This window comes from Sulfurimicrobium lacus (assembly GCF_011764585.1).
GTDB classification, from domain to species: domain Bacteria; phylum Pseudomonadota; class Gammaproteobacteria; order Burkholderiales; family Sulfuricellaceae; genus Sulfurimicrobium; species Sulfurimicrobium lacus.
Genome location: NZ_AP022853.1, coordinates 433128 through 458909, shown reverse-complemented (window position 1 = coordinate 458909; position 25782 = coordinate 433128). Strand labels below are relative to the sequence as shown.

The following is a 25782-nucleotide window of genomic DNA, read 5'->3' as shown; positions in this document are numbered from 1 at the left end:
GACGCTGCTCGGACTGGCAGTCTGGATGGCATGGCGCGACCTAGCGGCTCAATGGCATTGCGCCCTGGGCATCGGCGGGCTCGGGCGCGTCTTGCGCGTCCCCGCCGCGCGGCAGCGGCTTGGCAGGAGAAGCGGGGAGCCGGTCGGGCGTACTGGACGGCGGGGCTTCTTTCTTGTCCGGCTGGGGCGGCGTGCGGCGGTAGGATTCCTCCACCTGACCGCTGTTCAAATCGATGCTTTGTCCGACCTTGAGCGGGATGGAGCGCTTTGCGTCCGGGGTCGTGATGCTGACCTGGCCCGCGGCCTTCCCCTGCTTCGGCACGGCGATGCCTGAAATGGCCTTGTCCCCGCTCTGCTCCCGGTTGTTGATCCACACCGTGGATTTGCCGTCGCTGCGCGTAACCACGCCGTTGAGCGTGATATTGGCAACAGGAGGGCCGCTTTCCTGCTGATCCGTGTCGATCTTGATGCTGCGCTCCTGCTGCCGCGCCACGTCCATCCTGGCGCGCTGTTCGGGGGTGAAGAAAAGCCGTCCCAGGCTTTGCTCCGCTGCCATGCCAAGAGAGGGCAGCAGGAGCAGGAAAACGGCAATGATTTTAGTCGTGTCGCGCCTCATGGGTTTTCCGCCCCCCTGGCTTCGCTGATGCTCAGCCAGTCCAGGCTGCAATCGGCCTGCAGATTGGGCTGCACCTTGGCATTCTCTACTTTCCCGGCGCTTTGGCGCTGCAGGGTGCACTCCCTCAGGGAAAAAATCCCGGCACGCTGTTCTTCCAACGCATTCAGGAAGCGCATCAGGTCTTCCTCATGAAGCAGGCCCAGATTGATCTTCATTAGCGACTGGTGGATACGGTATTGCCCCGCGTCCGTGACCGCCGGCGACTGGTACGGCTGCTGCGCCTCGATCTGGTAGCTGACGCCGAACATTTTCAGATTCAGGCTGGCGGCACGCAGGGCATCCACCCAGTTTATGCGCTGCTCGTCGCCGACGAAGCCTTGCTGTTGCAGGGCGAGGTAGGAAGCGCGGTAGCGCAGGATTTTGTCCTTTTCATCGCCGGATTTCTGCAAGCGCTCGTGCGCCTCGCGCAGAACGCCTTCCTGGCGGGTGTAGCGCGATTTTTCCTGGTTGAGTTCCTGGCGCGTAAAGAACACCAGTGCAGCGCTTACCAACAATGCCGCAGCCAGCACCAGCAATGGGTAGCGCAACGCCTGCCAGTCGGCACCAGCCAGCTTCATATGCGCCCCTTCATCACTATTTTTATCTTGAACTCGGCGCGCATGGTTTCGTTCGTCCCGGCATCGAGGGTATTGCCGCTCAGCGCATTCGACGAATGAATGTTGAGCGGCATCTCGACCACGCTCACGCTGGCGATCTCGGGATCATGCGCCATCTTCCCGGCGAAACGGTTGACGCTGGCCATGGCGCTACGGTAATCGCCATGAAATGGTCTGATTTCGCCTTCCACCAAGCCGGCTTCGCGCCAGCCTGCTGCGCCGGCCGGTGGCGCAACCTCAACCCCGGTGTTTCCGGCGCCCTGGCCTGGCGCGCCGAATTTCCAGCTCAGGCGGGTCAGCATGATTTCCGGGCTGCTTTCCAATGCACGACTTACGGCCAGCATGGCTTTTTCCGGCGTGCGGCTATCCTGTTTGATGCGGATGGCGAGCTGGACGGCTTTTTCGAGGTTTTCGGCAGATGCCGGCGCCTGGGGGAAGGCTTTGGTTATCTCGACATAACGCGTCTGCAACGCCTGGGCCTCCGTTTCAAGCCGGTGCGTCGCGTTATCGAGCTGGTGGCTCTGGTACAGATTTGCGCCCGCCCATACCAGCGCCGCTGCCGTCACAACTGCGCTCGCTGCAAACGTCAGCCGCCGTTGCTGATGGCGCCAGAAATTCCGGGTCACGATGGCCGGAGCAAGATTATTTACCGGCTGCTGCAAACCCAGCACCGTCATGTGCAAGGCATAGGGACAAAGCAGAGGCACGCCGCCAAGACGGGCGCTCAACTCAGCGGACGACAGGCGCATGACGGTGGTGAACCCGGGGTCGGCCTGCAGGTGCTGTTGCAGGTCCTCCATGCTGTCATGGGTATCGAGCAGCAGCACCGTCAGTTTCGCCTCGCGGGCCATCAGCCGCAGGCTGTTGAGGTAAAGGCGGGTTTTGCCGATATCCGCTGCAAGCTCGACTGCAGAATTAATGTGTTCCTGGTCAGCAAGAGCCAGGCGGCTTGCTTTCAGCTGGCTGGCCTGAAAAAAGCTTTGCCGCAGCCCGCCGTTCTGCTTGCTCACCACCAGCAGGTCGGACGCGGCCAGCTTGAGTCTGGCCAGCAATACCTGAGTCACCATGGGCAACAGGTAAACGCCAGCCAGCGGTGACTGGAACACATGCAGCGTCTCCAGCCAGGGGCGCAGCAGTTCTGCGTTGGTCAGGGCGGCGAACATGTAATGATCGTCTCGCCGTTTGTCGGACTCGCGCCACTGTATCCAGGCGGTGTAGTAGGAGGTGCTGCGGTAGAGCTGTTTCAGCTTGCGCCGCACCAGTTCCTGGCGGGAAGATCCGGAGGCGTGGGGCAGGATTTCGGCGTGATAATCCTCTTCCACCGAATCCACCATGAGGTAAACCGGGATGCCGGGGTGGGCGTGCAGCAGGTTTCCAAACGCCCGCTGCCCGTCTTCGCTGACGGCAAAAGTCTGGCAAATCCCCAGCTTGCCGCTTTCGAATACTGCGGCGATGGCGTGTTGCGTGGTCACACAAATGATTATTTTGGTGGTCATCAGTATTTCATCTTACCCAAAATATCGTAAATCGGGGTCAGCACCGAGAACATGATAACCGCGAGAACCAGCCCGAGAATCACGGTCAGTGCGGGCTCCAGCATCTTGAGGAGCTTTTCCACCGACTCCTTCACTTCGCGGTTATAGAAGTAGGTCACGTTGAGCAAAGCGGTGTCGAGCGCACCGGTGGCTTCCCCCACGCGCAGCATGCGCACCACCAGCGGCGGGAACATGCCGAGATTTTCGAAGCTTTCCGCCACGCTGTCGCCCGCGCTGATCTGCTGTCCGGCGCGCGCCAGGCCATCGGAGATGACGCGGTTGACCACGATTTCCTCGCTGGTTTTCAGCGCATCGAGAATGGTGATGCCGGACTGGTACATCAAGGCAAAAAAGTTGGCGAAACGGGCGAGAATGATTTTTTGCAGAATCGGCCCGACGAACGGGATGTGCAACTTTAAATAATCCCAGCGGTAGCGCGCCCGCGGACTGCGGCGTATCACCACGGCAGCCGTCACCGCTGCCAGGATCGGCAAGCCGAATACCAGGTACCAATAATTGACGAACACCCCGGAGACGAATATCAGCGCCTTGGTCTGGAACGGCAGTTCCTGGCCCATGTTCTTGAGGAAGGACACCAGCTGGGGCACCAGGTACATCATGAGGAACACGATCACGCCGCCCACCACCACGAACACCAGGGCGGGGTACATCAGCAGGCGCTTGGTCTGGGCCACCAGTTCGTCCTGCCATTTGAGGGTGGTGGCGAGATTCTCGAACACCTCCGTCATCGTTCCGCTTTGCTCGCCTGCCTTGATCAGGCTCACGAACACATTGTCGAACGCCGCGGGATGGCTATGCATGGCTTGCGACAGGGTTTTGCCGCCTTCCACCTCTTCCAGGACGGCGGAGAGAATTTCACGGAAACGCGGCTGTTCGATGCTGTCACGCAGATCGGCCAGCCCCTCGAGCAAGGGGATGCCGGCACGGGAGAGCTGTTCCATGTGGAAGCAGAAGGTGATGAGGTCCTGTCGCGTAATGCTGCCGCGGCGGCCGAGCTGCATCGGCTCGTTCACCTTGCGCGCGGTAATGAGGTCCAGCCCCATGCGCTGCAGGCGCAACTCCAGGTCGACTTCGTTGACGGCGGCGAGCTTGCCGCGAACGGATACGCCATTCTTGTCGACGGAGTTGTATTGAAAGGTCTGCATTCAGCTGTCAGCTTTCAGCGTTCAGCTTTGAAACGAAGACGCCGCGCTGAAAGCTGACGGCTGAGAGCTGACCGCTAACAATCAATGCAGCCGCCCGGTCAGGTCCACCACGCGGGACACTTCCAGCAAACTGGTCTTGCCCTCGAGAATACGCCTGATTCCGTCGTCAGCGAGGGTTTGGAAGCCCTTTTCCAGCGCCACATTGCGCAATTCCCTGGCGGTTGCGCGATGCGCGATCAGCTCGTCCAGATCGCTGTCCATATGCAGCAATTCGATCAGGGCCATGCGCCCCTTGTAGCCCTTGTAGCTGCACTGCGGACAACCGTCTGCAGCATAGACCTGTGTATCGTCGTCGGGCAGCAAGCCCAGCAACTGTTTTTCTTCCGGTCCGGGCTGATAGGGCTGTTTGCAGTGGGGGCACAACAAGCGCACCAGACGCTGCGCGATCACACCGATGATGTTGCCGGCCATGATGTCGGGCAGGATGCCGATGTCCAGCAAACGCGGAAAAGCGCCGAGCGCGGAGTTGGTGTGCAGCGTGGTGAACACCTGGTGACCGGTCATGGCGGCGCGGAAAGCCATGTCCGCCGTCTCCCGGTCGCGCACCTCGCCGACCAGGATGATGTCCGGATCCTGGCGCATCATGGAGCGGATGCCGTTGGCGAAATCCATCTTCACCAGGTCGTTGACCGAAGTCTGGCGCATCATGGTCACCGGGTATTCCACCGGGTCTTCGAGGGTCATGATATTGACCGAGTCCGTATTGATATGGCTCAGCATGGAATAGAGCGTCGTGGTCTTGCCGCTGCCGGTCGGGCCGGTGACGATCAGGATGCCTTCGGGCCGCGCCATCATCAGTTTCAGCTTGTCCTGGGTTTCCGGGCTCAGTCCCATGCGGTCGAGAGAAATGATGGATTTTTCCCGGTCCAGCACGCGCAGCACGATGTTCTCGCCGTAGATGGTGGGCTGGGCGGCAACGCGGAAATCGATCGGCCGGCCGTTCAGGTTGAGCGACAGCCGCCCGTCCTGCGGCGCGCGCGTTTCGGCGATATTCATACCGCTGATCACCTTGAGACGCACCGCAATGCCCGGCCAGTAGGTCTTGTGCAAACTGCGGATCTGTTCCAGCACCCCGTCGATGCGGTAGCGGATGCGCAGGAAGGCGTATTCGGGTTCGAAGTGGATGTCCGAGGCGCCGCGCTTGACCGCGTCCACCAGCAGCGAGCCCACCAGGCGCACCATCGGCTGGGTGTATTCCTCGTTGCCCGCCTGCAGGCTCTGGTAGTCGATCTCGCCGGTCTCGATCTCGCGCAGGATGCCGTCCACCGAGAGTTCGAAGCCGTAAAACTGGTCGATGTACTCTTCCAGTTGCGCTTCCCCCGCGAGCACGGTGCGGATCTCGGTCTGACCGCCGAGATGGGCGCGCAACAGGTCCAGCGCCACGACGTTGAACACGTCGCTCATCGCAACCAGCAATTCCTTGCGCTCCGGGTTGAAGGCAATCGGCAGCAAACGGTAGCGGCGCGCGAATTCTTCCGGCACCAGGTTCAGCGCTTCCGCGTCGGCGACCACGTTGGAAAGGTCGATGCCCTCCTGGCCGATGGTATGGGCCAGGATGTCGCGAATCATGGCTTCGGTGACGAAGCCCAGGCGCACCAGCTGGCGCCCCAGCGGCATGTCGTGCTCAGTCTGTTCCATCAGGGCGATGCGCAGCTGATCCTGGCTGATCAGCCCCTGCTGCACCAGCAGTTCGCCGAGGCGAAGTTTTTTGCGCTGTTCCGCCATGCTATTCGGCCGTCTTCTGCAATTGCGCGACGCGCGCTTCCGCGGTCGCGCGCTCGAAATCGGCACCTTTGCTCCGCTGCAGCTTCAAGGCCTGCTGGTAATACGTCAAGGCCGGCCGGGGCTGGCTGATGTGTTCCAGGCTCACCGCCAGGTTGAAGGCATAGTCCGGGTTGTCTGATTCCAGGTGATAAGCCTGGAAATAGGCTTGCTGGGCTTCAGGCCAGCGCCCTTGGCTGGCGTAGAGGTTGCCCAGCGCAAAATGCAGAAACCCGGCCGGTTTGTCTGCCACAAGCTGTTTCAACCTGGCCTCGCTGCCGGCCGGGTCGCTGCCACCAAGCAAATTCAGCAAGCCCGCCTGGGCGTAGGTATTCTTCGGTTCGACTTCGAGCGCGCGAAAATAAAGTTTTCCCGCCTCGCTCGTATTGTTGGAACGCGTCAGCACCGCCGCCATGCCCAGCAGGGCGTCGACATTGCGCGGCTCCTTCTGCAACATGCGCTGATAATGCGTTTTCGCCTCCTCCAGCCGCCCCTCCTGCAGGAGCTGGTAGGCTTGCGCCAGATCGGGCTCGATTTCACTCCGGCCGCCATGCCGCACCTTGATTGCGCCATCCGGCGCTGCATCCGCCTTCACCGCACCGGCGCCTGGCGAAGTGGCGTTGTCTGCGGACGATGGCGAGCGCTTAGCACCTGATGGCGCAGCGGGTGCTTCCGGACGTGCGTCGAACAGGTCTGGCTGAGCGACTGCAGCGGGCGCTGCCCCCTGGAGCACCAGCGGCTGATTCGCTTCCTGCGGCACCGACTGCACGGCGACAGGCGACACCGAAAAAGAGGGTGAGGAAGTCAGCAGGCCCGGCTTGTTGATCGCGATATAGACATAAGCGCCCCCTCCTGCCAACAGCAAGAGCGCCGTCACGGAAAGAATAGCCATTAAACTGTTGCGCTTGCCAACTTGCGGCTCTTTGGCGGAAAACAGATTGGCTGCTTCCTGCTGCCCTGCGCCGGCAGGTTTCTCCGCCGGTACATTCCGCGCAACGGCGGCCGGCTCGGAAGTCGGTTCAAGGGACAGTTCATCGGCCAATTCACGCAGCGTCGGTTCGCTTTCGGATTGCGAAGTCTGCTGGCTTTCCTCGGCCTTCTTCAAGGCCTTCATCAGGAGACTCATGGCTTCTCGGCAGCGGCAGTAGCGTCGGGCAGGAAGCGGCGAAATGCGCGCAGTTCGTCGCTATCCAGAGACGCCTTGTTAACCACGGTGGGGCGCAAAAAGATCACCAGCTCGGTTTGGGTCGCCTGGTTCTCGTGCTGCCCGAACACGGCGCCGATGTAGTCGGGTCGAGACAAGAAGGGAATGCCGTCCCTGTTGCGCGCCGTATCGTCCTGCATCAATCCCCCCATGATGATGGTCTGGCCGCTGCTGACCTGCAGGACCGATTCCATCTCGCGGACCTGCACTACCGGCACCAGATTCTGAATCCGGTTCGCTTCCGGCAAGCCGATGTTGATGCGGGCGAGATCCGGATTCGGGTCGGTCTTGAAGCCGGTCACACGCGATATGGTGGGGCGCACCGTCATCGAAACCATGCCGCCTTCGCTGATCTGCGGGGTTACGCTCATCACCACACCCACCGGCACGGTGTGGGGCGTGGTGGTGTAAACCGGCTGGGTTATGATGCCCGTGGTCGAAGTCGTGCCTTGCTGCACTTCGATGGAAAAATACACTTCATTGTTGACCACCTTGAGCAGCGCGGTCTGATTGTTGATGGCCATGATCTTCGGGCTGGACAGAACCCGCGTCTTGCCGAACGATTCCAGCAAATTCAGGGTGGCGGTCAGCCTGTCCTTGGCATTCTTGTATCCCACGGCGACGAACGGCGCGAGGTTGCCGGCCAGATTGCTGCTGGCATTCGAAGTGGTGGTGACGGAAAAGCCCGTCGCGTTACCGATCTTGCTCCAGTCGATGCCCGCATGGAACTGGTCCTTCAATGCCACTTCGACGATGGTCGCTTCGATCAATACCTGACGATGCGATGCATTCACCACGTTATCGAGGTACTCCTTGACCAGCTTTTGCTGCCGCTCGGTCCCCAGCACGGATATCGAGCCGACCACCGGATTGACGATCACCTGCTCCTTGACATCCCCGAGCTGCGAAGGCCTGTCGTTGCCGAAGACATTGGTGAACAACGCGGGCGCGCCGCTGCCGGCACGCGCCACTGCTTCCGCCTGACGCAGTCGGTCCTCCCGCTCGGCGCGCACTGCCTCGGCCTTGACGGCTTTTTCTTCGGCGCTGCTGGCCACGGACCGGGTGGCGCTCAGGATATGCCGGATATTTTCGCCGATGATTCCCCAGAAATTGTTGTCGGACGCGCTCTTCACGGCGGTGGACGATGTGTTGCCCCCCGCTCCCGCCCCGGCCGTGCCGGTCGCGGTCGTCGCCCCCACGCCCGCAATTTGCGAGGACACGCCAATGCTGGACGTTGTATCACGCGATAAATTGACGTAATCGACGTGATAGGTGTGCATGTAAGGCGAATCGGGGGTAATGGATAGCGTGTCGCCTTCAATCTTGTAACGCAGGCTGACCTGTCGCGACAGGCGCTCCAGGATGGACTCGAGCGGTTCGTTCACGGCATTCATGGTAACCAGGCCCTGAATCGCCGGATGGACGTCCACGTTGAGCTTTGAATCACGCGCCAAGGCGAAGAGCAATTCCTTCACCGGCACTTCGTTCACCACCACGCTGTAGGTTTGCGGCCTGACCGAAGCCTTGGGCGGCGGGACGAACACGCTTGCCTTGACCGGTTCTGGGATCCCGGACGCCTTGGCCTGGGGCTCGGCCTGGATGTGGTTCTGGGAAATGGGAAATGGCTGTGGATAGGAGGCGCAGCCTGAAATCACGCCAATAGCCAGCGCCATCGCTCCCCAGCGCCACAACGAGCTGTTCCGCCGTCCTGCACATTTATTCGTATGTATCACTACGCAACCTTTGTTGTTATGCGGCGACTTCATTGATTCTGCCTGATCTCGGCCCTTACTCCCTGAACCGTGCGCAGGTAGGGCCGGTAAACCTTGAGTGATTCCGGCAGGGCGTCAATCGCCGCAGCCGTTTTCCCCCTACTGGGAAAACTACCGTAAAGAACCGTCCACGCGGGCTGCCCGTTCACTTTTGAACGGTACACAAAAATCTGCTCCATTTCAATCTCGTGGCTGATCTTCCCGAGGTGATAGCGCAATTGCCGCAGATCATTCGACACCATCAACTGGATGCTGCTGGTTGCCGGGCTCTGGGTTGCCAGCCAGCTTTCCGTCGCGGCCAGACGCTGCGCCACCATGTCGGCATCGTGCGCCTTCTGCTGCTGGCCTGGCGCCACCTCGTTCGGCGCAAGCGCCGGGCGCGCAACGGGCGCAACCGGCACTGCCGTCGCGACTGGTGCCGCTGACGGTTTGGCGGGCGGCGCCTGGAAAATAGCGTGCAAGCCAGCGCCGACACCACTTCCCAGTATAAGCAAGGCCGCAGCAGCAGCCATTTTCTGCCAGGGGAAGACGCCAGCATGCAAATCGAAATCGCTGTCTTCTATCGCCGCACGAACATGCTTTACCGTGAGCGTATGGGTATTTTCAGAGAAAGCGGCAAGCAAGGTCTTGTCGGCAATGATGTTGACGCGGCGGGTCAAACCCTTGGATGCCCGCGCGATCAACTTGATCACCGCGGGGCCGAACAAATCCGGGCCATGGTAATCCGCAGCCCGCAGGCGAAACATCAGGTAATCCCTGATTTCGGCCGCGGTCAGCGGCTTGAGGGCAAAACTGTGCGTGATCCGCTCCTTGAGCTGGCGAATTTCCGGCGAGTTCAGGTTGCGGTCGAGTTCCGGCTGGCCGAACAGCACGATCTGCAACAGCTTGTAATGCTGGGTTTCCAGGTTGGAGAGCAGGCGGATCTCCTCCAGCGTGGCGAGCGGCATGCCTTGCGCCTCTTCCACGAAAACCACCACCTGTTTGCCCTGGGCATGGCGCTCCAGCAGGTAATCCTGCAGCGCCTGCATGACTTCCAGCCGCGACGCCTCGCGCGGCAGCGAGAGCTGCATCTCGAAGGCGATGGCGTGCAGTATCTCGTCCGGCGACACGCTGGGATTGGCGAGATAGACAGTCTCCACCTCGGCCGGCAAGCGCTCCTGCAGCATGCGGCACAACATGGTTTTGCCGCTGCCGACCTCGCCGCTCACCTTGATGATGCCTTCGCCCTGACGAATGGCATAGATCAGGGCATCGAGGATCGCGCCGCGATTTCCGCCGGTGTAGAAAAACTCGGTATGCGCGGTAATTTTGAAGGGCGGCTGGGACAGGCCGAAATGGGCAAGATACATTACTGGTAGGACTCCAGATTGCTATAGGTCTGCATCCGGCTATACAGGGTGGTGCGATTTACTCCCAACAATTTCGCCGCCTGGCTCAGATTGCCGTGAGTCAGCTTGAGCGCGGCTTCGACGTAACTCTGCTCCCATAGCTTCAAGGTCTGGTCGAGGCTGAAATTGGCATGGAGCTGCAGATGCTTTTTCGCCAACTCCTGCATGGCCCGCGCGTCGTTGGGCATGACCAGTTCCGGCAAGGCATCGGCCTCGGTATCCAGTTCGGCCTGCAGTTGCTCGCGCGTCACGGCCTGGCCGGCATACTTGGTGACCAGCCGGATCACGATATTGCGCAACTCGCGCACGTTGCCGGGGAAAGGATAAACCTGCCACATCTGTTGCGCCGCCGGGGTGAGCACGAACGGCTCGGCACGGCTTTGGCGCATGTAGAAATCGCGGAAATGCCCCAGCAGCAGCGCCTTGTCCTCGCCCATATCGCGCAACGGCGGCACGCTGATAGTGAAGACGCTGAGACGGTGATAAAGGTCGGCGCGGAAGTTCCCGGCCTTGATTTCCTGGCGCAAATCGCGGTTGGTCGCTGCAATGATGCGCGCGTTGCTGTGCCGCGTCTGGGTTTCGCCGACGCGCTGAAACTCGCCGTTTTCCAGCACGCGCAGCAGCTTGGCCTGCAACTCCACCGGCAGTTCGCCGATTTCGTCGAGAAACAGGGTACCGTCGCTGGCATCCTCGAAATAGCCCGAGCGCGCGGTGACGGCGCCGGTAAACGCGCCTTTGCTGTAGCCGAACAAGGTCGGTTCGACCAGGGTCGGGGAAATCGCGGCGCAATTGAGCGCCAGGAAGGGCTTCCTGACGCGTGCGCTGAGGCGGTGCAGGCATCCCGCCACCAGTTCCTTGCCGCTGCCGGATTCGCCCTCGATCAACACGGGGAAAGGCGCATCGGCAAACTGGCTGATTTGCTGGCGCAGTTTTTCGACATTGAAGCTGTTGCCGAGGATATCGCAGGCACGCGTTGTTTCCGTTGCGCTTTCCTGCTCCGCATCGCGCATGCGCAAGGCGTTGAGCAGGAGCGATTCGATCCGCTGCGGTTCGCATGGCTTGGCGATGAACTCAACCGCGCCCAGGGTACGGGCGTGGCGGGCGTTGGCATCGTCGTTCTGGCCGGAAAGCACGACGATCTTGATCTCCGGCGCGCGCGCCAGTAGTTCGCCGATCAGCTTGAAGCCTTCGTCGGGGCGATGCGGCAAGGGCGGCAAGCCGAGGTCCACCAGCGCCAGTTGTGGCGGCTGGTCCAACTGGCGCAACAGGCTGGCCGCCTGCTCGCGGGAATCCGCTACGTAGACCTCGAAACTCTTGCCGAGCACGAAATGCAGGGTATCGGTAATCAGGGGGTCGTCGTCAACGATCAACAGGCTGGGTTTGGTTTGCTGCATAAGCTCATTAATTGTGTTTTTTTGATTTTACATGACAACACATAAAACGCCGGAGACTATTACACCGGATTTTCAATATCGATGAACTGGTGCTTCAGCCCGAGTTGCTGCGCCAGATGCGCCCCCAGCGCCTGCACCCCATAACGTTCCGTGGCGTGGTGCCCGGCGGCGATGAACGCTACGCCCGATTCTCGTGCCAGATGGACGGTGCGTTCGGACACTTCCCCGGTCAAAAAGGCATCCACGCCAAGGTCGATGGCTTCCTCCAGGTAATCCTGCGCCGCACCGCTGCACCAGGCGATGCGCCGGACAATCGCGGCGTCGTCGCCGATCACCAGCGGTTGACGCTGCAGCTTCTCCTCGATCATCCCGGACAAGCGCTGCAACGACATGGGTTGAACCAGGCGCCCCGCAGCGGCAATATTCTGGTCGCCGAAACGCTCCTCCGGCTGGAAACCCAGCAATTGCGCCAGCTGTGCGTTGTTGCCCAGTGCCGGATGGGCGTCCAGAGGCAGATGGTAGGCCAGCAGGCTCATGCCGTGCTCGATCAGGTACGCGACGCGGGCGCGCTTGATGCCGGTTATCTGCGGACTTTCGTTTTTCCAGAAATAGCCGTGATGCACCAGCACCGCGTCCGCCCCTGCGGCGCTCGCAGCCTGCAGCACATCCAGGCTGGCGCTGACGCCAGTAACAATTTTTCCGATTTCGGCGCGGCCTTCCACTTGCAGGCCGTTTGGGCAATAATCGTGAAAGCTGGAAACGTCCAGCAATTGCCCGATATAACGTTCCAGTTCCTTCAATATCATAAGCGTTCTCCCATGCGTAGACTTTGGCTTATCTTCGCGCAAAGCGCAACAGTCGCTCTCGGCGTACTGTTCGTCGTTTCGCTGTTGCGCCCTGAACTCCTGCCCTGGCGTAACGCTGGCAACGGCAGCGTACTGATTCAGGAAGTCGCCCCGCGCACCGGCACGCCAAAACTTACACCGCTCAACATCGCGGCGAAGAAAGCCATGCCATCGGTGGTCAATGTATTCACCAGCAAGGAAGTTCCCGCTCCGAGTCAGCAAATGCTGGACGACCCGATTTTTCGCCATTTCTTCGGCGACCGCCCGGATGCACAACCACAACGCCAGTCCAGTCTGGGCTCGGGGGTCATCGTCAGCCGCGAGGGCTATATCCTGACCAATCACCACGTCGTGGAAGCGGCAGACGAAATCGAAGTCGCCCTTGCCGACGGCCGCACTGCCTCGGCCAAGGTCATCGGCACTGATCCGGAAACCGATCTTGCCGTGGTAAAAATCGACCTTCCCGATCTTTCCGCCATTACCTTCGGGCGCGCGGAAAACGTTCAGGTGGGCGATGTCGCGCTGGCCATCGGCAACCCCTTCGGCGTCGGCCAGACCGTCACCATGGGCATCATCAGCGCGCTGGGCCGCAGCCATCTCGGCATCAACACCTACGAAAATTTCATCCAGACCGATGCCGCCATCAATCCCGGCAACTCCGGCGGCGCACTGGTTGACAGCAATGGCGACCTGATCGGCATCAACAGCGCCATCTTCTCCAGGACCGGCGGTTCGCTCGGTATCGGCTTCGCCATACCGGTCAGCCTGGCGAAACAGATCATGGAACAGATCATTCAGAACGGCGGCGTGACCCGCGGCTGGATCGGGGTGGAAGTCCAGGACATCACGCCCGAACTGGCCGAATCCTTCAAACTGCCTTTTTCCAGCGGCACCATGATCGCCGGGGTATTGCGCGGCGGCCCGGCGGACTTGGCCGGGGTCAAGCCGGGAGATATTCTGCAGGAGGTCAACGGCAAGCCGGTAAAGGACTCCGCCGCCATGCTCAACCAGATTTCCGCCCTGCAACCGGGCAAAATGGCCGCACTCAAAATTCAGCGCAACAAGGCTGATATGATGCTGCAAGTCAACGTGGGCAAGCGCCCCAAGATGGAGCAAAATTGACCCTCGCCCGCCAATGAGTTAGTCTAGGACAATATCATCGTCTAAACAGCTTGTTACGGCGCATACATGAGACTTCACACCAAAACCCTGGTATTTTTCTCCATTTTGATGGGTTCATTGGTACTGGTTCTCGGCGCCATCAGCCTGTACTCCTTTCAGCGATTCTCCCTCTATACCGCCGAACGGCATGCCAGATCTGTGGCGGATTCCGTGAAAGTCGGCCTGACCGAGAGCATGGTCAACGGCACCATCGGCAAGCGTCCGCAATTTCTCGACCGGCTGGCGACCGTACCCGGCGTTGAGAGCGTACGCGTGGTGCGCGGACCGGCGGTGACCCAGCAGTTTGGCCCGGGTTTCGCCAACGAACGCCCGGCCGACGCATCGGATATCCGCGTGCTCACCCACGGCGAGGCGATATTCAACGTGGTTGAGAAAAAGAACGGCCCGGTGTTTCGCGCCATCATTCCCTACACCGCCACCAGTCAGGGCTTGCCACACTGCCTGCAGTGCCACGCGGTCAACGAGGGCACGGTGCTGGGCGCGATTTCCATCGACATCCCCCAAGGCGAAGTCAAGCGGCAGGCCATTTTTGCCACCGCCATCATCAGCCTGTCGGTTTTTCTGGTCGCCCTGCTGATGCTGCTGGCGCTGGGGCGGCTGCTTCGGCCGCTGATGGACACCGCCGACGCGGTCAGCCATGTCGTTAACGATGCGGTAAGAGGAAGTTTCAGCGGCCGCGTCAAACAGCACAGTTCCGACGAGGTGGGCGAAATCGCCGGCAATGTCAATCGCCTGATGGAATTCCTGGACGAACACCTCACTACCATCGGCCGGCGGGTGGGGGACCTGATGGGGCAACATCAGCAGAGCGCCGGCAACCAGCTCGTCGCCACCACCGAAATGGTGGAAAGCCTGGTGGAGGCTTCACAGTTCAAGCAGGCGATCGAAGAAGACCAGAACAAGCATGAAGTCTACATGCGCCTCGGCAACATGTTGTCCGAGAAATACGACTTCAGCCTTTTTTCCATCTACGAGGTAGCATCGAGCAAGAACCGCATGCTGCCGATTGTCGTGGATGGCGAGATGAACGCCCCGTGCCGCTGGTGCGACCAGCAGATTCTGATCGATGCCGGCGCCTGCCGCGCAAAACGTACCGGCCACGAGGTCAACGCGGTCGATTTTCCCGGCTTGTGCACCATGTTCCGCGATGACGGCAAGGAAGAAAAGCACACCCATATCTGCCTGCCGATCATCCAGTCCGGTACGGTGGGCTGCGTGGTGCAGATGGTCATTCCCGCCGACCAGGCGCAACTCGCGCGACTGCTGGTGCCATACATCGCCGTATACCTGCGGGAAACCGCACCAGTGCTCGAAGGCAAGCGCTTGATGGAACATCTGAAGGAAAGCTCGCTACGCGACGCCATGACCGGGCTGTATAACCGGCGCTTTCTCGAAGAGTATGTCACCCCCCTGGTGGCCACCAACCAGCGGCGGCAGAGCGTGTTTTCAATCCTCATGCTGGACCTGGATTACTTCAAGCAGGTCAACGACACGTTCGGCCACGAAGCCGGCGACAAGGTACTCAAGGCGCTGGCGGACATCCTGCAGAAAAGCGTGCGCAGTTCGGACATGCTGGTGCGCTACGGCGGCGAGGAGTTTGTCATCGTGCTGGTGGATACGTCCGCCGAAATGGCGCTGCAAGTGGCAGAGAAAATTCGTGCCAAGGTGGAGGAAACCAAGATCCCGCTGCCCGGCACGGTGCTGCAAAAGACCATTTCCATCGGTGTCGCAGAATTCCCGACCGACGCGGACACCTTCTGGCAAGTCATCAAATACGCCGACGTTGCCCTGTATGAAGCAAAGTCCCGTGGCCGCAACCGGGTCGAGCGATTTACGCCGGACATGTGGAAGGAAACCGGCGAGTCCTATTAAGCAGCGGCTTAGGCTCCCGTTCCGGGCTTGTCCTGCTCGTGCTCGATGGCGTCCAGTTCGCGTTCCATCTCCTGCTCGTCAAGTGGCCTGTAGTCGCTCTCCTGCGCCGGGGCTTCTGCCGCCGACCGCCCCATCATCGACGCCACGATAATCCCCGCCTCGTACAGCAGCCACAGCGGCACCGCCAGCATGATCTGCGAGACCACGTCGGGCGGCGTGAAAATGGCGCCGATGATGAAGGCACCGACAATGACGTATGGGCGGACTTCCCTGAGCTTGGCAACGCTCACCACTCCCATCTTGACCAGCAGAATCACCGCCACCGGCACTTCGAACGTAACACCGAAGGCCATGAATAGCGTCAATACGAAATCGAGATATTTGTTGATATCGGTCATCACCGCCACGCCCTCCGGCGCGACTGAAGACATGAAGCCAAAAATCACCGGGAACACCAGGAAATAGGCGAACGCCATGCCGCATAAGAACAGTAGCGTACTGGCCACCAGCAGCGGCCAGACTAGCCGTTTCTCGTGCGCGTAAAGGCCAGGGGCAATGAAAGACCAAATCTGGTAAAGCACGTAGGGCAATGAAATAAGGAAGGACGTCATCATGGCGACTTTCATCGGCACGAAAAATGGCGTCGTAACATCGGTAGCGATCATCTGCCCGCCCTTTGGCAAATGTGCCAGCAAAGGATGGGCCAACAAGGCGTAGAGATCCTTGGCGAAAGGAAAAAGGCAGATGAACACTAGCACCACCGCGATAATCGCGCGCACCAGACGGGTGCGCAGTTCGATCAGGTGGGAGATGAAAGTTTCGCTTGGCTCGGAGGCGTTCATGCAATCCTGTTCGGAGGGAGGTTAGGAATGCTTAGATGGCACGGTTGTGGCCTCGGGAGGCGCGTCCAGATTCAACTCCAATTGGGGCTGGGGCTCCTCGGCAACCGGGACGCTGTTTTCCTCCAGTGTCAAATTCGCATCGCTTTGATCTACCGGTTTACGGGGTATCTCGATTATTTCGTGAATCTGCGCCTTGGCATCATGCAGCGCCTGACCGCCCTGGTTTAATTCTTTTGCCACGGATTCTTCGAGCGCCCCCACCGAAGTACGTATTTCTTGCTGCAATTTTTGCAGTTCCTCGGCGTGGATTTCGCGATTGATATCCGCCTTGACGTTGGCGACATAGCGCTGCACGCGCCCGAACAAGTGCCCGGCGGTACGCGCCACGCGCGGCAGGCGTTCCGGTCCGATCACGACCAGCGCGACGATGCCGATCAGCAGCAGTTCAGAGAATTCGATACCGAACATAGGAGTGAAGAGTGAGGAGTGAGGAGTGAGGCTTGCATGGGTTTAACCCCTCACTCCTCACTCTTCCCTCCTCACTGCGCCTTAGACTTTTCCTTGATTTCGCCTTCGATGGTCTGCCCGGTAGCGTTTGCCTCGACCTTGGGCACCGGTTTTTCTTCTTCCTTCACCGCTTCCTTGAAGCTCTTCACCGCCCCACCCAGGTCGCCGCCGATGTTACGCAGTTTCTTGGTACCGAAAACCACCAGCACGATCACCAGAACGATCAGCCAATGCCAGATGCTAAATGAGCCCATTCTTTCTCTCCAAATCTTTAGGTGCGCGGTATTAATGCATCGCCGCCGAAAACATGCACATGCAGGTGAAACACTTCCTGCCCACCACCATGACCGGTATTGATCATGGTGCGAAAACCATTCTCCAATCCCTGTTCCTTCGCCAGCTTCGACGCCAGCAACAACATTTTTCCCAGCAGCGACTGATGTACCACGGTACAGCGATCGAGTGAATCCAGGTGGACCTTGGGAATGATCATGAAATGCACCCGAGCTATAGGGTGGATATCATGAAAAGCCAGGAGTTCCTCGTCCTCGTAAATCTTGCTGCTCGGAATCTGATTCTTGATGATTTTACAGAAGATGCAGTCCAGCATTTGACGGTCCCTCCATAATAATGCTGATGGCCAATTGCCCCACGGTTACGGTTTTTTCAGTTCGTCGCCGCGCTAACAACTATACATTGTCCCGACGGTTTGCCTTCTCCACCAGCCCGGACAAACCTTCGCGCCGCGCCAGTTCCGCCAGCACATCGTCGGGATGCAGCCCCTGCTGTGCCAGCAATACCATGCAGTGAAACCACAAATCGGCCATTTCGTAGAGCACTTGCGCCTTGTCGCCATCCTTGGCTGCAATGACCGTCTCGGTCGCTTCCTCGCCGATTTTCTTCAGGATGGCGTCCAGCCCCTTGGCATACAGCTTCGCCACGTAGGAACTGGCGGGATCGGCATTTTTCCGGCTCTCCAGCGTTTCCGCCAGACGGCTGAGAATCTCGCTCATTTCTCGTCCTGGTGGGAAACCACGGCCTGTGCGACACGGTAGATTTCAGCCGGGTCTTTCAGCACCGGCTCGATCGAAACCCACTCCTGCCCCTCCAGTTTCTGGTAGAAGCAGTTGTGGCGCCCGGTGTGGCAAGCGATACCACCGATCTGCTCGACCTTGAGCAGAATGACGTCTTCGTCGCAATCGAGCCGGACTTCGTGCACTTTCTGCACGTGACCGGACTCCTCGCCCTTGTGCCACAGCTTCTTGCGCGAGCGCGACCAGTACACCGCTTCGCCGCCCTCCACCGTACGTTTCAAGGCCTCGCGGTTCATCCACGCCACCATCAGCACTGCGCCATTATCCTTGTCCTGGGCAATCACCGGCACCAAGCCGTCGTGCGTCCAGTTAACTTTATTCAACCAGGTATCCGTCATTCCTATAGCCTTACTTCGATTCCATGTTTAGCCATATGTTCCTTGGCCTGACGCACGGTAAATTCACCATAGTGGAAAATGCTCGCCGCCAGCACTGCATCGGCATGCCCCTTCGTCACGCCATCCACCAGATGGTCGAGGTTGCCCACGCCACCGCTGGCGATGACCGGGATACTCACGGCATCGGACACGGCACGAGTGAGCTCGAGGTTGAAACCGATCTTGGTGCCATCGCGGTCCATGCTGGTGAGGAGAATCTCCCCCGCCCCCAGTGCTGCCATGTTCTGCGCCCATGCCACTGCGTCCAGGCCGACATCCTTGCGCCCGCCGTGCGTGAACACGTTCCAGCGCAGCGGCTCACCTTCGACCGACACCTGTTTGGCATCGATCGCCACCACAATGCACTGCGAGCCGAAGCGAGCCGAAGCGTCCGCCACCAGTTGCGGGTTGGTCACCGCGGCGGTATTGATGCTCACTTTGTCCGCGCCGGCGTTGAGCAGACGACGCACATCGTCGACGCTGCGCACACCGCCGCCCACGGTCAGCGGAATGAACACTTGGGCGGCCACCGCCTCGATGATGTGCACGATGATGTCGCGCTCGTCGGACGTGGCGGTAATGTCGAGAAAGGTCAGTTCGTCCGCGCCCTGCTCGTCGTAACGGCGGGCGATTTCGACCGGATCGCCGGCATCGCGCAACCCGACGAAATTGACTCCCTTCACGACGCGTCCTGCGGTGACATCGAGACAGGGAATGATGCGTTTGGCCAAGCCCATGCTAGACGCTCAGCTCGCCCGACAGTTCGTCGGCGAGGCTCTGCGCTGCGGCGAAATCGAGCGTGCCCTGGTAAATGGCGCGCCCGGTAATGGCGCCCATGATGCCTTCGAACTCCACTTCGCACAGCTTGCGGATATCTTCCAGATCGGTCAGGCCGCCGCTGGCGATGACCGGGATCGTCAGGGCCCGGGCCAGATTCACCGTAGCTTCGATATTCACGCCGGAGAGCATGCCGTCGCGCCCGATATCGGTGTAGACCACGGCATTGACGCCGTAATCCTCGAATTTCTTCGCCAGGTCCACCACGTCGTGGCCGGTCATCTTGGACCAGCCGTCCACCGCCACCTTGCCGTCCTTGGCATCGAGGCCGACGATGATCTGGCCGGGGAAGGCGTAGCATGCCTCGTGCAGAAAACCGGGGTTTTTAACCGCGGCCGTGCCGAGAATGACATAGCTGATACCGTCGTCCAGGTAGCGTTCGATGGTGGCCAGGTCGCGGATGCCGCCGCCCAGCTGCACCGGTATTTCCGCGCCCATTTCCTTGACGATGGCACGGATGGCGGCCTCGTTCACCGGCTTGCCGGCGAAGGCGCCATTGAGGTCTACCAGGTGCAGACGGCGTCCGCCCTGAGAGACCCAATGCCGCGCCATTTCGGCCGGATTTTCGGAAAAAATCGTGGCCGAATCCATTTCGCCCTGTTTCAGGCGAACGCACTGGCCGTCTTTCAAATCAATCGCTGGAATCACTAGCATGGTAGGCGTTTTAGTAAATAGTTAGGTATCAGAAATTACAGGCAGGCGTCTGCACTGCAAGCAGTTGGCTTGACCTTGCCATCCCACATGACGAAGTTGGCCAACAGGGTCAGTCCTGCAGACTGGCTTTTTTCGGGGTGGAATTGCACGGCGAATATATTATCCCGCGCCACCGCCGAGGTAAACGCAAACGGATAAAGGGTGAAGCCCGCCACCAGGTCCGGCTCGCCCGCCTCGACGTAGTAGCTGTGCACGAAGTAGAAGCGCGCGCCGTTGGGAATCCCGGCCCACATCGGGTGCTCGGATGTCTGGTGCACTTCGTTCCAGCCCATGTGCGGGACTTTGAGCCGCTGGCCTTTGTCGTCATGCATCGCCTCGGCGGGGAAACGCAGCACCCGTCCGGGAAGGATGCCCAGGCAGGGCGTGTCACCTTCCTCGCTGTGTTCGAACAACACCTGCTGCCCCATGCAGATGCCGAGAAACGGTTTGCTGCGGGCAGCCTGCGTAATGACCTCACGCAAGCCGCGCGCCTCGATTTCGCGCATGCAGTCCGGTGCCGCGCCCTGGCCGGGGAACACCACGCGCGCGGCACCGAGGATCACTTCCGGGTCGGCCGTCACGACCACGCTGGCCATCGGCGCCACGTGTTCGAACGCCTTGGAAACGGAGCGCAGATTTCCCATGCCGTAATCGATGATGGCTACATCGGCGCCCATGTTTAGAGGCTTCCCTTGGTCGAAGGCATCACGCCGGCCATGCGCGCGTCCGGCTCCACCGCCATGCGCAAGGCACGGCCGAAGGCTTTGAACACCGTTTCCGCCTGGTGATGCGCATTGACGCCGCGCAGGCAATCCACGTGCAGCGTCACGCCGGCATGGTTGACGAAGCCCTGGAAAAATTCACGTACCAGATCGGCGTCGAATTCGCCGATGCGGGCGCGCGTGAAATCCACTTCGAACACCAGCCCTGGCCGTCCGGAAAGGTCCAGCACCACGCGCGACAATGCCTCATCCAGCGGCACGTAGGCATGGCCGTAGCGACGCACGCCCTTCTTGTCGCCGATCGCCTGAGCAAAGGCCTGACCGAGGGTGATGCCGATATCTTCCACAGTGTGGTGCGCGTCGATGTGCAGGTCGCCCTTGGCCGACACGTCCAGATCCATCAGCCCGTGGCGGGCGATCTGGTCCAGCATGTGGTCGAGAAAAGGCACGCCGCTGGCGAGCTTGACCTGGCCGTTGCCATCCAGGTTGAGGCTGACGCTGACCTGGGTTTCAAGGGTATTGCGGGTAACTTGAGCTGTGCGCATAAGATAACTGGCTGAAATTTTTTCCATTCTAACCTAGGAGCCTATCGGACCTGAAGAAAATCGCTCAGCCCCGGAGAATTTCCCCTAAGGCATGGAGCAGCGCATCGCATTGCCCATCCGTTCCAACCGTGATGCGCATGAACGGCGCAATGCGAGACGGCGATTTGAAATGGCGCACGATGATGCTGCGCTCGCGCAGTCTGGCGGTGAGTTCGGCTCCATCGCGCCGGGCGTGGCGCGCGAACACGAAGTTAGCGGCTGAGGACAACACTTCCAGGCCTAGCGCTTCGAGTTCGTTCACCAGCCTGGCGCGGGTGGCTATCACCCTGGCGCAGGTGGATTCGAAATAGGCGCGGTCCTCGATCGCCGCCGCGGCGCCGGCGATGGCGCAACGGTCCAGCGGGTAGGAGTTGAAGCTATCCTTGACCCTGATCAGCGCCTCGATCAGGTCGGGGTGACCAATGGCATAGCCCACGCGCAACCCCGCCAGGGAACGCGATTTGGATAGGGTGTGAATCACCAGCAACTGTGGATAACGATCCACCAGCGCGACAGCCGACTCGGCGCCGAAATCGACGTAAGCCTCGTCGACCACCACCACAGAGTCTTTGTTGGACTCCAGCAGGCGCTCGATATCCGCCAGAGGCAGAGCCATACCGGTCGGCGCGTTGGGATTGGGAAAAATAATCCCGCCGTTGGGGCGGAAATAATCATCGACGCGAATTTCGAATTTATCGCTCAGCGCTACCGTCTGGTACTCGATGCCGTACAGGCCGCAGTACACCGGGTAAAAACTGTAGCTGATGTCCGGAAACAGCAAAGGAGCTTCGTGCTTGAGCAGCGCCTGGAAGGTGTGCGCCAGCACCTCGTCGGAACCGTTGCCGACGAACACCTGCTGCGGCGTCACGCCGTAAAAATCGGCCACCGCCTGTCTGAGGCGATCGGCGGAGGGGTCGGGATAGAGGCGCAGGTTCTCTCCAACTTCGCCGCGCATAGCCTCCAGCGCACGCGGGCTGGGGCCATAGGGATTCTCGTTGGTGTTGAGCTTGACGAGATTCGGCAGCTTGGGCTGCTCGCCCGGCACATAAGGGGTCAGGCCGTGAACGACGGCACTCCAGTAGCGACTCATGACAGGATCAGGAACCCTTCATCCGGTACTCGGCGGAACGAGCGTGGGCCTGCAGACCTTCGCCGTAAGCCAGGGTCGAGGCGATTTTGCCCATGGTTTGCGCGCCGGTGGGAGAAACCATGATCAGGCTCGAACGTTTCTGGAAATCGTAGACCCCCAGCGGCGAGGAGAAGCGCGCGGTGCGCGAAGTCGGCAGCACGTGATTGGGGCCGGCGCAGTAGTCGCCCAGCGACTCGCAGGTCTGGCGCCCCATGAAGATGGCGCCGGCATGCTTGATCCTGGCGGTGAGCGCAACCGGGTCTTCCACCGACAGCTCCAGGTGCTCGGGAGAGATGTAATTGGCGATAGCCGCCGCCTCGTCCAGGTCCTTCACCGCGATCAGCGCGCCGCGATTTTCCAGCGCGGTGCGGATGATTTCCTGGCGCGGCATTTCGGGCAGCAATTTGGCGATGCTGGCCTGTACCGCGTCGATGAACGCCGCATCCGGCGACAGCAGGATGGACTGGGCCAGTTCGTCGTGCTCGGCCTGCGAAAACAGGTCCATGGCGATCCAGTCCGGGTTGGTCTTGCCGTCGCAAATGATGAGGATTTCCGACGGGCCAGCCACCATGTCGATGCCGACCACGCCGAACACGCGCCGCTTGGCCGCCGCCACGTAGGCATTGCCCGGGCCGACCACCTTGTCGACCTGCGGAATCGTCGCGGTGCCGTATGCCAGCGCGCCGACTGCCTGCGCGCCGCCGATGGTGAACACCCGGTCCACGCCGCAGACATGGGCCGCCGCCAGCACCAGTTCGTTCACCACGCCGCCCGGCGTGGGCACCACCATGATGAGTTCCTTCACCCCGGCCACCTTGGCGGGAATGGCGTTCATCAGCACCGACGAGGGATAGGCCGCCTTGCCGCCCGGCACGTACAGCCCGACCCGGTCCAGCGCCGTGACCTGCTGCCCAAGCATGGTGCCGTCCGGCTCGGTGTAGTTCCACGAGTGCATCAACTGCTTCTCGTGATACACGCGCACCCGCTCCGCCGCCTGCTGCAACGCCTCGCGCTGCTCCGCCGGCAAATCGTCGAAAGCCTGCTTGAGTCGGGCCGCCGACATTTCCAGCTCGGCCATGGAAGCGGCCTGCAGCTTGTCGAAGCGCCCTGTGTATTCCAGCACCGCGGCATCGCCCCGTGTTTTCACGTCATGCAGAATACCCGCCACGACCTGGTCGATGGATTCGTCCTGGGCGCCCTCGAAAGCCAGCAACTGCTGCAGGCAATCCTGAAAATCGGGCTGAGTGCTGGTATAGCGTTTAATGTTCAACATGATGGGCAAGCGTCGATTGGAAAAATTGAGATTATAACCCGTTGCATCAGACCTTGAGGCAGGAAGCAAAGGTATCCAGCAAGGGCTGGATGCGCGCATGCTTCAGCTTCAGCGCGGCCTGGTTGATGACCAGGCGCGAGCTGATCTGCATGATTTCCTCCACCGCCACCAGGTTGTTGGCCTTGAGCGTGCCGCCGCTGCTCACCAGATCGACGATGGCATCGGCCAGCCCGACCAGCGGTGCCAGTTCCATCGAGCCGTAAAGCTTGATGAGGTCGACGTGCACGCCTTTCTGAGCGAAGTGTTCGCGCGCCGTTTGCAGGTACTTGGTGGCCACCCGCAAACGCGCCCCCTGTTTGACGGCACCCTCGTAGTCGAAGCCCTGCGGCACCGCCACCATCATGCGGCACTTGGCAATCTGCAGGTCCAGCGGCTGGTACAGTCCATCCCCGCCGTGCTCGTGGAGCACGTCCTTGCCGGCAATGCCGAGGTCGGCCGCGCCGTACTGCACGTAGGTCGGCACGTCCGAAGCGCGTACGATGATCAGGCGCACGTCGGCGTGATTGGTGTCCAGAATCAGCTTGCGCGAGGTCTCCGGGTCGTCCTGCGGCACGATGCCGGCAGCCGCCAGCAGCGGCGTGGTTTCCTCAAAAATGCGTCCCTTGGAGAGAGCGATGGTAATCATGTTCAGTGCACTCGCTTAATTCGCGCCCCAAGTTGGGACAGTTTTTCTTCGATACATTCATAGCCGCGGTCGAGGTGGTAAATACGCTCCACCGTGGTTTCCCCTTGCGCCACCAGCCCGGCGATTACCAGGGAAGCGGACGCACGCAGGTCGGTTGCCATGACGGTCGCCCCGCTTAATTCGGGTATACCGCGCACGATGGCGGTATTGCCTTCCACTTCGATGTCGGCCCCCAGCCGGCGCAACTCCTGAACGTGCATGAAGCGGTTTTCGAAAATCGTTTCGGTCATGGTCGCCGCACCCTGCGCGACGGTGTTCAGCGTCATGAACTGCGCCTGCATGTCGGTGGGGAAAGCAGGGTAAGGCGCGGTACGGATACTTACGGATTTGATCGGGTTATGCATTTCCAGACTCACCCAGTCAGCGCCTGTTTCGATTGTCGCGCCGGCATCACGCAATTTTTCCAGCACGGCATCGAAAATGTCGGGCCGAATGTTGCGCAGCTTGACCTTGCCCTGTGTGGCGGCGGCAGCCACCAGGAAAGTTCCGGCCTCGATACGGTCCGGCATGACGCTGTAACTGGCGCCATGTAGCCGTTCCACGCCGTGAATGGTGATCACGTCGCTGCCCGCGCCTTCGATGTCGGCGCCCATGGCCTTGAGGCATTCCGCCAGGTCCACGACTTCCGGTTCGCGTGCCGCATTTTCCAGTACCGTCGTGCCTTCGGCGAGCACCGCAGCCATCATCAGGTTCTCGGTGCCGGTCACCGTCACAAGGTCCATGAAAATGCGCGCGCCCTTGAGCCGCCCTGCGCTGGCGTTGATGTAACCGTGTTCGATGGAAATGCTGGCGCCCATCGCCTCAAGCCCCTTGATGTGCAGGTCCACCGGGCGGGAACCGATGGCGCAGCCGCCGGGAAGTGACACCCGCGCCTTGCCGAAACGCGTCAGCAACGGCCCGAGCACCAAAATCGAGGCGCGCATGGTTTTCACCAGGTCATAGGGTGCCAGCGGGTTGTTGATATGGCGGGCGTCCAGTTCCACGCCCAGCTTGTCGTCCACCGAAACCCCCATGCCCATCTGCACCAGCAACCCGATCATGATGGTGATGTCGTGCAGGTGCGGCACGTTGCCAACCTGCAAGGTATCCGTTTCTGCCAGCAGTGCGGCGCAGAGAATCGGCAGAGCGGCATTCTTGGCGCCGGAGATGCGAACTTCTCCGGCCAGCGGCACGCCGCCCTGAATAACGAGTTTATCCATCAATCAAGCCTGCTTGAGGCAAGCCAGAAGTTGCTGCAACTCGCCCTTTTCGTACATTTCCTTGGAAATATCCGCGCCGCCGATCAATTCGCCGTTGATGTAAATTTGCGGGAAGGTCGGCCAGTTGGCGTAATACTTCAGATTCTCGAAAATTTCGGGATCCTGCAGCACGTTGACAGCGTAAAACTCCGTGCCGCAAGCGTTCAGCACCTGCGCCGCGACGTTGGAAAAGCCGCATTGCGGAAACTTCGGCGTACCTTTCATGAACAGCACCACCGGGTGTTCGGTGACGATCTGCTTGATACGATCCAGAACATTTTGATCCATGA

At 60.4% G+C, this 25782-nt stretch carries 27 protein-coding genes; 2 read left to right on the top strand and 25 right to left on the bottom strand.

The genetic code is table 11. The annotated features are described in order from the left end of the window. Positions 1-40: 40 nt before the first annotated feature. From SKTS_RS02265 to SKTS_RS02220, 10 genes are all read right to left on the bottom strand, one after another. Positions 41-616, bottom strand: a complete 576-nt coding sequence (locus SKTS_RS02265) for a hypothetical protein (RefSeq protein ID WP_173059711.1) — start codon at positions 614-616, stop codon at positions 41-43. Then, positions 613-1233 carry a hypothetical protein gene (locus SKTS_RS02260; RefSeq protein WP_173059708.1) on the bottom strand — a complete coding sequence of 207 codons (621 nt, stop codon included), beginning with the start codon at positions 1231-1233 and terminating at the stop codon, positions 613-615. The genes SKTS_RS02265 and SKTS_RS02260 overlap by 4 nt, the downstream gene beginning before the upstream one ends. Continuing rightward, the gene (locus SKTS_RS02255; protein ID WP_173059705.1) at positions 1230-2768 is read right to left on the bottom strand and encodes a hypothetical protein; all 1539 of its coding nucleotides are present in this window, start codon (positions 2766-2768) and stop codon (positions 1230-1232) included. The genes SKTS_RS02260 and SKTS_RS02255 overlap by 4 nt, the downstream gene beginning before the upstream one ends. After that, positions 2768-3973 carry a type II secretion system F family protein gene (locus SKTS_RS02250; RefSeq protein WP_173059702.1) on the bottom strand — a complete coding sequence of 402 codons (1206 nt, stop codon included), beginning with the start codon at positions 3971-3973 and terminating at the stop codon, positions 2768-2770. Before SKTS_RS02250 ends, SKTS_RS02255 begins: the two co-directional genes overlap by 1 nt. An 81-nt stretch (positions 3974-4054) precedes the next feature. Continuing rightward, the gene (locus SKTS_RS02245) at positions 4055-5758 is read right to left on the bottom strand and encodes a GspE/PulE family protein (protein ID WP_173059699.1); all 1704 of its coding nucleotides are present in this window, start codon (positions 5756-5758) and stop codon (positions 4055-4057) included. Position 5759: 1 nt separating this feature from the next. Continuing rightward, a complete protein-coding gene (locus SKTS_RS02240) occupies positions 5760-6920 on the bottom strand; it encodes a tetratricopeptide repeat protein (protein ID WP_173059695.1) in 1161 nt (386 codons plus the stop codon). Continuing rightward, positions 6917-8671 carry a type II secretion system protein GspD gene (locus SKTS_RS02235; RefSeq protein WP_173059692.1) on the bottom strand — a complete coding sequence of 585 codons (1755 nt, stop codon included), beginning with the start codon at positions 8669-8671 and terminating at the stop codon, positions 6917-6919. The genes SKTS_RS02240 and SKTS_RS02235 overlap by 4 nt, the downstream gene beginning before the upstream one ends. Positions 8672-8760: 89 nt before the next feature. Further along, complete coding sequence (locus SKTS_RS02230; RefSeq protein WP_173059689.1) at positions 8761-10119, bottom strand: ExeA family protein; 1359 nt, start codon at positions 10117-10119, stop codon at positions 8761-8763. After that, a complete protein-coding gene (locus SKTS_RS02225) occupies positions 10119-11552 on the bottom strand; it encodes a sigma-54-dependent transcriptional regulator (protein ID WP_173059686.1) in 1434 nt (477 codons plus the stop codon). The genes SKTS_RS02230 and SKTS_RS02225 overlap by 1 nt, the downstream gene beginning before the upstream one ends. 59 nt (positions 11553-11611) lie before the next feature. Next, positions 11612-12358 carry a Nif3-like dinuclear metal center hexameric protein gene (locus SKTS_RS02220; RefSeq protein ID WP_173059683.1) on the bottom strand — a complete coding sequence of 249 codons (747 nt, stop codon included), beginning with the start codon at positions 12356-12358 and terminating at the stop codon, positions 11612-11614. 12 nt (positions 12359-12370) lie between these two features. Between SKTS_RS02220 and SKTS_RS02215 the strand changes: the two genes are divergently transcribed. Both SKTS_RS02215 and SKTS_RS02210 read left to right on the top strand, forming a co-directional pair. After that, on the top strand, positions 12371-13519 hold the full coding sequence (locus SKTS_RS02215) for a Do family serine endopeptidase (protein ID WP_173059680.1): 1149 nt from the start codon (positions 12371-12373) through the stop codon (positions 13517-13519). Positions 13520-13585: 66 nt separating this feature from the next. Next, complete coding sequence (locus SKTS_RS02210) at positions 13586-15451, top strand: GGDEF domain-containing protein (RefSeq protein ID WP_173059677.1); 1866 nt, start codon at positions 13586-13588, stop codon at positions 15449-15451. 8 nt (positions 15452-15459) lie between these two features. Here the strand turns inward: SKTS_RS02210 and tatC are convergent, their stop codons facing one another. From tatC to grxD, 15 genes are all read right to left on the bottom strand, one after another. Then, positions 15460-16293 (bottom strand): twin-arginine translocase subunit TatC, encoded by an 834-nt coding sequence (gene tatC / locus SKTS_RS02205; RefSeq protein ID WP_173059674.1) that lies wholly within the window; start codon positions 16291-16293, stop codon positions 15460-15462. Between the two features lie 21 nt (positions 16294-16314). Next, entirely contained in the window at positions 16315-16761 is a 447-nt protein-coding gene (gene tatB / locus SKTS_RS02200) for a Sec-independent protein translocase protein TatB (protein ID WP_173059671.1), read from the bottom strand. Between the two features lie 71 nt (positions 16762-16832). Then, positions 16833-17054, bottom strand: coding sequence for a Sec-independent protein translocase subunit TatA (gene tatA / locus SKTS_RS02195; RefSeq protein WP_173059668.1), 222 nt, complete (start codon positions 17052-17054; stop codon positions 16833-16835). A gap of 17 nt (positions 17055-17071) precedes the next feature. Next, complete coding sequence (locus SKTS_RS02190; protein ID WP_173059665.1) at positions 17072-17410, bottom strand: histidine triad nucleotide-binding protein; 339 nt, start codon at positions 17408-17410, stop codon at positions 17072-17074. Positions 17411-17489: 79 nt separating this feature from the next. Next, the gene (locus tag SKTS_RS02185; protein WP_173059662.1) at positions 17490-17813 is read right to left on the bottom strand and encodes a phosphoribosyl-ATP diphosphatase; all 324 of its coding nucleotides are present in this window, start codon (positions 17811-17813) and stop codon (positions 17490-17492) included. Next, positions 17810-18232 (bottom strand): phosphoribosyl-AMP cyclohydrolase, encoded by a 423-nt coding sequence (gene hisI, locus SKTS_RS02180; protein ID WP_173059659.1) that lies wholly within the window; start codon positions 18230-18232, stop codon positions 17810-17812. Before hisI ends, SKTS_RS02185 begins: the two co-directional genes overlap by 4 nt. A 2-nt stretch (positions 18233-18234) precedes the next feature. Next, the gene (gene hisF / locus SKTS_RS02175) at positions 18235-19008 is read right to left on the bottom strand and encodes an imidazole glycerol phosphate synthase subunit HisF (RefSeq protein ID WP_173059656.1); all 774 of its coding nucleotides are present in this window, start codon (positions 19006-19008) and stop codon (positions 18235-18237) included. Between the two features lies 1 nt (position 19009). Continuing rightward, entirely contained in the window at positions 19010-19762 is a 753-nt protein-coding gene (hisA, locus tag SKTS_RS02170) for a 1-(5-phosphoribosyl)-5-[(5-phosphoribosylamino)methylideneamino]imidazole-4-carboxamide isomerase (protein ID WP_173059653.1), read from the bottom strand. Positions 19763-19797: 35 nt separating this feature from the next. Further along, complete coding sequence (gene hisH, locus SKTS_RS02165) at positions 19798-20478, bottom strand: imidazole glycerol phosphate synthase subunit HisH (RefSeq protein WP_173059650.1); 681 nt, start codon at positions 20476-20478, stop codon at positions 19798-19800. 2 nt (positions 20479-20480) lie between these two features. After that, positions 20481-21068 carry an imidazoleglycerol-phosphate dehydratase HisB gene (gene hisB / locus SKTS_RS02160; RefSeq protein WP_173059647.1) on the bottom strand — a complete coding sequence of 196 codons (588 nt, stop codon included), beginning with the start codon at positions 21066-21068 and terminating at the stop codon, positions 20481-20483. Positions 21069-21132: 64 nt separating this feature from the next. Continuing rightward, positions 21133-22197, bottom strand: coding sequence for a histidinol-phosphate transaminase (gene hisC / locus SKTS_RS02155; RefSeq protein ID WP_173059644.1), 1065 nt, complete (start codon positions 22195-22197; stop codon positions 21133-21135). A 7-nt stretch (positions 22198-22204) separates the two neighbouring features. Further along, entirely contained in the window at positions 22205-23509 is a 1305-nt protein-coding gene (gene hisD / locus SKTS_RS02150) for a histidinol dehydrogenase (RefSeq protein WP_425315638.1), read from the bottom strand. Positions 23510-23555: 46 nt separating this feature from the next. After that, positions 23556-24194 carry an ATP phosphoribosyltransferase gene (gene hisG, locus SKTS_RS02145; RefSeq protein WP_173059640.1) on the bottom strand — a complete coding sequence of 213 codons (639 nt, stop codon included), beginning with the start codon at positions 24192-24194 and terminating at the stop codon, positions 23556-23558. 2 nt (positions 24195-24196) lie between these two features. Further along, the gene (gene murA / locus SKTS_RS02140) at positions 24197-25453 is read right to left on the bottom strand and encodes a UDP-N-acetylglucosamine 1-carboxyvinyltransferase (protein WP_173059637.1); all 1257 of its coding nucleotides are present in this window, start codon (positions 25451-25453) and stop codon (positions 24197-24199) included. A 3-nt stretch (positions 25454-25456) separates the two neighbouring features. Then, positions 25457-25780 carry a Grx4 family monothiol glutaredoxin gene (gene grxD / locus SKTS_RS02135; RefSeq protein ID WP_173059633.1) on the bottom strand — a complete coding sequence of 108 codons (324 nt, stop codon included), beginning with the start codon at positions 25778-25780 and terminating at the stop codon, positions 25457-25459. Positions 25781-25782: the final 2 nt, after the last annotated feature.